Source organism: Endozoicomonas atrinae (assembly GCF_001647025.1).
Taxonomy (GTDB): domain Bacteria; phylum Pseudomonadota; class Gammaproteobacteria; order Pseudomonadales; family Endozoicomonadaceae; genus Endozoicomonas; species Endozoicomonas atrinae.
This window is the reverse complement of record NZ_LUKQ02000062.1, coordinates 22,335-28,558: the sequence shown is the minus strand read 5'-3', so window position 1 is coordinate 28,558 and position 6,224 is coordinate 22,335. Positions and strand designations below refer to the sequence as shown.

Annotated in this window: 6 protein-coding genes and 1 pseudogene; 2 read left to right on the top strand and 5 right to left on the bottom strand. The window is 46.4% G+C overall.

Annotated elements, in window-relative coordinates:
• Positions 1 to 125: 125 nt before the first annotated feature.
• Positions 126 to 992, bottom strand: a pseudogene (locus tag AK963_RS10965) (3-deoxy-7-phosphoheptulonate synthase); the annotation flags it as partial.
• A 333-nt stretch (positions 993 to 1,325) separates the two neighbouring features.
• Positions 1,326 to 2,096, bottom strand: coding sequence for a sulfite exporter TauE/SafE family protein (locus AK963_RS10960; protein WP_066015489.1), 771 nt, complete (start codon positions 2,094 to 2,096; stop codon positions 1,326 to 1,328).
• Between the two features lie 213 nt (positions 2,097 to 2,309).
• Between AK963_RS10960 and cysB the strand changes: the two genes are divergently transcribed.
• Positions 2,310 to 3,284: an HTH-type transcriptional regulator CysB gene (gene cysB / locus AK963_RS10955; RefSeq protein WP_066015488.1), complete on the top strand. Its 975-nt coding sequence runs from the start codon at positions 2,310 to 2,312 to the stop codon at positions 3,282 to 3,284.
• A 20-nt stretch (positions 3,285 to 3,304) separates the two neighbouring features.
• On the opposite strand, the gene AK963_RS10950 is transcribed toward cysB, so the two are convergent.
• The gene (locus AK963_RS10950) at positions 3,305 to 3,583 is read right to left on the bottom strand and encodes a hypothetical protein (RefSeq protein ID WP_066015487.1); all 279 of its coding nucleotides are present in this window, start codon (positions 3,581 to 3,583) and stop codon (positions 3,305 to 3,307) included.
• A gap of 164 nt (positions 3,584 to 3,747) precedes the next feature.
• Here AK963_RS10950 and thrH point away from each other — a divergent pair, with 164 nt between their 5' ends.
• Entirely contained in the window at positions 3,748 to 4,350 is a 603-nt protein-coding gene (gene thrH, locus AK963_RS10945) for a bifunctional phosphoserine phosphatase/homoserine phosphotransferase ThrH (protein ID WP_066015486.1), read from the top strand.
• A 34-nt stretch (positions 4,351 to 4,384) separates the two neighbouring features.
• Here the strand turns inward: thrH and AK963_RS10940 are convergent, their stop codons facing one another.
• Both AK963_RS10940 and AK963_RS10935 read right to left on the bottom strand, forming a co-directional pair.
• Positions 4,385 to 5,380: an ATP-grasp domain-containing protein gene (locus AK963_RS10940; protein WP_066015485.1), complete on the bottom strand. Its 996-nt coding sequence runs from the start codon at positions 5,378 to 5,380 to the stop codon at positions 4,385 to 4,387.
• Positions 5,381 to 5,392: 12 nt separating this feature from the next.
• Positions 5,393 to 6,148 (bottom strand): class I SAM-dependent methyltransferase, encoded by a 756-nt coding sequence (locus AK963_RS10935; protein ID WP_066015484.1) that lies wholly within the window; start codon positions 6,146 to 6,148, stop codon positions 5,393 to 5,395.
• Positions 6,149 to 6,224: the final 76 nt, after the last annotated feature.

Sequence of the window (6,224 nt, the reverse complement as noted above, 5' to 3'; positions counted from 1 at the left end):
GAAAATCAACATCATTAAAACCTTCGGGTAGCTGTGGTCGACGAGACATCTGTTCTAGATAATGCATGGTAATGATGCCTAAGCATAGTTGGCGGCAGCTTAAGGATTTAGAAAATGCGATTGGTATTAGTCACATTCTCCATTACCAGTGGCTGCAGCGCAGGGTCCTTATTGGAGTTAGCGTGGGAGCAGTCCACCATGATATTTGGTTTAATGCCTGCTTTCTCAAGCTCTTTCTCACACAGTGCCACACTGACAGAGTCATAGTTTGGCTTGCCATTACCACCACGCAGGACAACGTGACCATAAGGATTCCCTTTGGTATGGGTAACCGCAACCTGCCCCTGGCCATTCAGCCCGAGAAAACGGTGTGGACTGGAAACCGACTGCAGGGCATTAATCGCAACTTCCAGGCCACCATCGGTACCATTTTTAAAGCCAACGGCAGAAGACAGACCGCTGGCCATCTCGCGGTGGGTCTGTGACTCAGTGGTTCTTGCACCGATTGCAGACCAGGCAACCAGGTCCTGAAGATACTGAGGTGAGATTGGGTCCAGTGCTTCCGTAGAGGCAGGAATACCCATTTCAGCAACATCCATCAACAGGCGGCGACCAATATGAAGGCCTTCTTCAATTTTAAATGAGTCGTTCAAATGAGGGTCATTGATCAAGCCTTTCCAGCCAACCGTCGTTCTTGGCTTCTCAAAATAGACGCGCATCACCAAGTATAATGTGTCGTTCAGCTCTTCACTTAGAGCTTTCAGTCGACGGGCGTAATCTTTGGCTGCAGCAACATCATGGATTGAACAGGGACCTATTACCACAAACAGGCGATGATCTTTGCCATCCAGAATATTCCTGATCACTTCACGGCTTTCAGAAACTGTTTTTGCGGCTACTTCTGTCATCGGAATCTCAGCCTTAAGGCGCTCTGGACTCAACAGAACTTCCTGAGATTCAATATTAAGGTCTTCAATGGGTAAAACAGCCATATGCGCGGTTCCGTTTTTTTAAAAGACTTGTTTAAAATCTCCTGATCAGTGGCGTTAGCAGTTGCTGGTAAAAGAAACATAGGGGTAACGATACAGGGTCTCTTGCTTTCACCCTGGCGACTACCAAGTTCCATCAGGTTACGAGTGTATTCCGACGGCTTCTAATTTATCCTTCTGCAACACTGCCCTGATGCCAGATATAAATATGGCAACCATACTGACAGACTGTGACCTCACTCTGTATAAAGCCCTGTTGGCTATGGATTTTCCATTGGCTTAGTGAGGGTTTTCCACTTTATTCAAACTGACACTGGCCTGCAACCCTGGAAGGGGTTAAAAAAGGTATTTCAGGCCCAATCCAAGCAAAATAATGGCCAATATGATGCGCATGAAGGTATCCGGCAGTTTCATGCCGACACGGGTTCCTGCATAGATGGCCGGGATAGAGCCAATCAACAGGCTGCCCAGCAACACAAAATCAACATTCCCAAGCCAGATATGGCCAAAGCCTGCCAGCAACGTTAACGGTACAGCATGAGCCAGGTCGCTTCCCACGACCTTGATGGGTTTCAGTAGAGGATAGAGCAGGACTATAGCTGCCGTTCCCAGTGCTCCGGCCCCCACAGAGGAAAGTGTGACCAGAACGCCCAGGAAAATGCCGGCAATAAATGTCAGAGGAGTCTGATACTCCTGTGGAATCATCGAGACACCGGAGAGCTGTCTTTTTTTCAAAAAAGGACTCATGAACAGCGACAGCGCAGTGAGGGTTAACATTATCCCAAGGCATAGTGTAAGGATCGGGCTATAATCAGCGCTTCTGTCAAAAAAAACCTTGAGCAGAACAATCGTCAGGGCTGTTGCAGGAAGACTGCCAGCACAGAGAGTTTTGACCAATGTCCAGTCAATGCTTCTCTGACGGTGATGGACAATGACTCCGGTTGACTTGGTAATGGCTGCATACATCAGATCCGTTCCGATGGCGATATGGGCCGGAAAGCCAAACATTAACAGCAGTGGTGTCATCAACGAACCACCGCCGATACCTGTCAGGCCAACCGCAAAGCCAACGCCGGCACCGGTGGCAATGTATGTTAGAAAATCCATAAGCATCCTGAAATTTATGGTCTAAAGTTATAAGTAGCCAAGGCGATGTTTGAAAATATTGACTAAAAATCGATGATTCGCTGGTAACTATATTGACTGGCTTGTATTCTGGAAAAGAATTTAATGTCATTCTTTTATGCCTTATAGAACTAACGGATCCTGTTTCACCTTATTCATTTTTGTCAGCACAACCTGCCTGACCGGAGGCCATCAATGAAGCTGCAACAACTGCGCTATATCTGGGAGGTCGCCCACCACGATCTCAACGTATCAGCTACTGCGCAGAGTCTATACACTTCTCAGCCCGGTATAAGTAAACAAATCCGGCTATTGGAAGATGAGCTTGGCGTTGAGGTTTTTGCCCGAAGCGGAAAGCATCTGACTCGCATTACCCCAGCCGGTGAGAAAATCATTGATACAGCCGGTGAGATTCTGAGAAAAGTTGAGTCGATCAAGCAGGTTGCTCAGGAATTCAGTGACGAGCGCAAAGGCAGTCTGTCCATTGCTACAACTCACACTCAGGCTCGCTATGCCTTACCAGGAATTATCCAGCAGTTTATTGGCCAATATCCCGATGTTGCGCTGCATATGCATCAGGGTACTCCCATTCAAATTGCCGAAATGGCAGCCGACGGTTCTGTTGACTTTGCTATCGCAACGGAAGCTCTGGAGTTGTTCAATGATCTGGTGATGATGCCATGCTATCGCTGGAACCGCTGTGTCCTTGTACCCAAAGATCATCCATTAACCCAGGTTTCTGAACTGAGCCTGAAAGATATTGCCCGATATGCTCTCGTAACCTATGTCTTCGGATTTACTGGTCGCTCTAAGCTGGATGAAGCCTTTATGAATGAAGGGCTGTCACCACGAGTAGTATTTACAGCAACCGATGCTGACGTGATCAAAACCTATGTGCGCCTAGGGCTGGGCGTCGGGATCATTGCCAAAATGGCTTATGACCCTGAGCTTGATTCAGACCTGGTGCCATTGAATGCTGACCACCTGTTCGAACCAAGCATTACCAAGATCGGATTCCGACGTGGTACTTTCCTGCGTGGCTTTATGTACGACTTTATTGAAGAGTTTGCACCGCATCTGACCAAAGATGTGGTTCAGGAAGCAATCCTTCGCCATAACAAGGCGGAAGTGGATGAGCTCTTTTCACATGTTCAGCTGCCAAACCGGTAACTGCGTTCAAGCGGCTTGGTTCAAGCCGCTTTTTCCAGTACTTCCTTTACCAGCTTAAAATAGATGGTATAAATGGCCGGTTCGTTGCCATCTTCTTCGACGATAAAAAAGGGTGCTTTGTCCACCTGGTACAATTCTGCCAGTAAAGTTCCTATGCTATTAGGGTCGCCATCAACAGCGGTAACAAATTGATCGATCCGGTTGATATGGCCTGAACTCTCCAGCCTTTCCTGTACTTCCTGGCATTTTTTACAGAGGCTGCCATCGGCCATTATCTTTTTGACCATGGTGATTTTCATAACTCACTCCCCAGAGAATTGTTTTATCTGCCAATGGTTGGCATTGTAGCAGTGGCTATTTAGTCAATAATAGAATCAATACCTATATTTATAGGTTTTTATGCTATATTCTCGACGAGCCTGTCAGGCCGCAATAAGTCTAACCAGCAAAGAGAGAATAACCAATGGATGTCGTCTGTCTTGACCTTGAAGGTGTATTGATCCCGGAAATCTGGATTGAATTTGCTACTCATACCGGTATTGATGAACTCATGGCAACGACTCGGGATATTCCTGATTACGATGAACTCATGACCATGAGGTTATCTATTCTTGACAAGAACAATCTTGGGCTCAATGAAATCCAGGAAGTGATTTCCGGAATGAAACCGCTGGAAGGCGCTGTGGACTTTGTGAACTGGCTGCGTAGTGAATTCCAGTTGATAATCCTGTCAGATACATTTTATGAGTTTGCGGACCCTTTTATGGTTCAGCTGGGTCGTCCAACTCTGTTTTGTCATCGCCTAGAGGTAGCAGAATCCGGGAAGGTCACTGGATATAAATTGAGACAGAAGGATCCAAAGCGAGCTTCGGTAAAAGCACTGAAAAGCCTCAATTATCGGATTTTTGCTGCGGGTGATTCTTACAATGACACCACCATGCTCTCTGAAGCGGATGCTGGCTTTCTGTTCAAGGCTCCAGACAATGTGATTGCTGAGTTTCCTCAATATCCTTCAATTACCAACTACGATGATTTACGGACGGCATTACTTGCTGAACGAGGTTGAGGAATAGAGCGCACATTTCTGTGCGCTACCTAGTTTATACTTTTGCTCTTCTTTGAATCAGTGCTTTCAGGTGCTCCTTCATTGCCAAAATAGGAGCATCCCAAAGATTGGGTGAGGGCTGTGTATTGACCAGAATATTCATATTGGCATTCGCTTCGAAGATCAATAGCTCTCCATCTTTATTCAGGCTGCAATCGATTCCGAAATAGTCGAGCTTCAGATGTTCTGCTATCTGTTTAATGCGTCCTGCCAGTTCAGGCGGTGGCGTTTTGTAGAACGTATCAATCCACTGTTTTTCTTCGTTCTGCAGTTCTTTTCTGGATGTCATAAAGTTACGTGCAGTCCGGTGAACCATCCAGTGATCATTAATCAGCATATGCCTGAGATAAGGTACGCCCTCAATAACAACAATGCGGAATTTTCTGTAAAGGTTATCTTCTGATGCAAAGTCCCTGAACTCAATCAGGTAATAAGGCCTTCCATCCAGGGCAAAAGGGTAGAGCTGTTCTTCAACAGCTTTCAGATCATCAATTCTGGTCAGGCTTTTTCCACCATGGGTACCTGCTTCCCTCAGCAGAACCGGACCATCGAAATGAGTCTTGATTTGCTGGCGTACATCATCGGGTGTTCTGGGGGTATACCGGATGGTTTTTGGTGCTTGAACACCATCAATATTTTGCAAAGCAGTGGTCACCAGGTCACGCCGGGTCTGCCTGATTGACTCTGGATTGTTGATGACGGGAGTCTGTTGCTGTTTGCAGAAATCAATACAGCGCCCCAGGGCATGGCTATGTGTATCAGGATCGCTGATCTCATTGAAAATGATAGAAGGGTGAAACTTAAAACCATATCGCTGGTTTCCGCCAGTCCCTCCAAGAATAAAGCGATGGTTCTTAAAATCCGTTGTATTTTCCATATGCGGAGCAACACTGCTAGAGCCATTCAGCAGGTATTGAAAGCGGCCATTGCTATCCAGAACTGCACTGACCTGGTTGTTATTGGCGATGCCACTGATAAATAGAACATCCATATACAGACTCCGTTAAACCGGTGTTTTCTGAAAGGTGATATAGAGCAATTCCCAGAGCAGATGTACTTCCCTGGCTCCATTGGTGCTGGTAGCCTCAGTAAACCCAACATACTGGCTTAATGCATTTTGAAGCTTGTGATCTGAAACTCCCTTCAATCCGAAGAGTAAACGGCAAAACTCAACCATTTCGTGAACATTGTTGAATATCCAGGGGCAGGGTTTCAATGCATGTTCGACCAGCTTGAGTTGATGATCAGAAGAGTAGCCAGGGTAGGGCGCATCTATCTCGAGATAGCTCCCTTTATGACCTGTCGTGTTATAGGTTCCGGCAAACTCATCAAGGAAGTGACTGATGCCGGAGTTCGCGGCGACATCGGCAAAGCAACACATTCCCCCCGGCTTTAATGCACTGGAAACCGAAGTAAGAAACCCGGATTTATTATCAATATGGTGAAGTGCTGCCAGTGAGACTACAAGGTCATAATGGCTTTCCGGGAGCGACAGGTTTTCAAGATCAATCGGGTAAATTAGTTCAGATTTTCGAAATGGAGAGCTGGGATCTACTGAATCCAACGAGCTGTGCTCTGGCAGGAAGCTGGCAAGGTAGCCACCACCTGAGGGTAAATCCAGCACAGCATGGCATCCCTTCACATCTATCTGATCAAACAGACGGATAAACTCAAGATCACGACAGGACGGAAACCATTGCATGGCCTGATCATAGGGGTGCCCCCTTTGTTCAAAGGTCTCTGCATATCGGTTACTCATATGAATACAGTCCCTGTTTATTTTTATATTTGGAAATACAGACAGTGGGAAAAAATAAAACAGCTATTTCTGCGAC

What these genes read in the sequence shown, in the direction of transcription:
- AK963_RS10940 (WP_066015485.1), bottom strand. Translation starts at nt 5,380, where the DNA reads ATGGATGTTCTATTTATCAGTGGCATCGCCAATAACAACCAGGTCAGT.
- thrH (WP_066015486.1), top strand. Translation starts at nt 3,748, where the DNA reads ATGGATGTCGTCTGTCTTGACCTTGAAGGTGTATTGATCCCGGAAATC.
- AK963_RS10935 (WP_066015484.1), bottom strand. Translation starts at nt 6,148, where the DNA reads ATGAGTAACCGATATGCAGAGACCTTTGAACAAAGGGGGCACCCCTAT.
- AK963_RS10950 (WP_066015487.1), bottom strand. Translation starts at nt 3,583, where the DNA reads ATGAAAATCACCATGGTCAAAAAGATAATGGCCGATGGCAGCCTCTGT.
- cysB (WP_066015488.1), top strand. Translation starts at nt 2,310, where the DNA reads ATGAAGCTGCAACAACTGCGCTATATCTGGGAGGTCGCCCACCACGAT.
- AK963_RS10960 (WP_066015489.1), bottom strand. Translation starts at nt 2,096, where the DNA reads ATGGATTTTCTAACATACATTGCCACCGGTGCCGGCGTTGGCTTTGCG.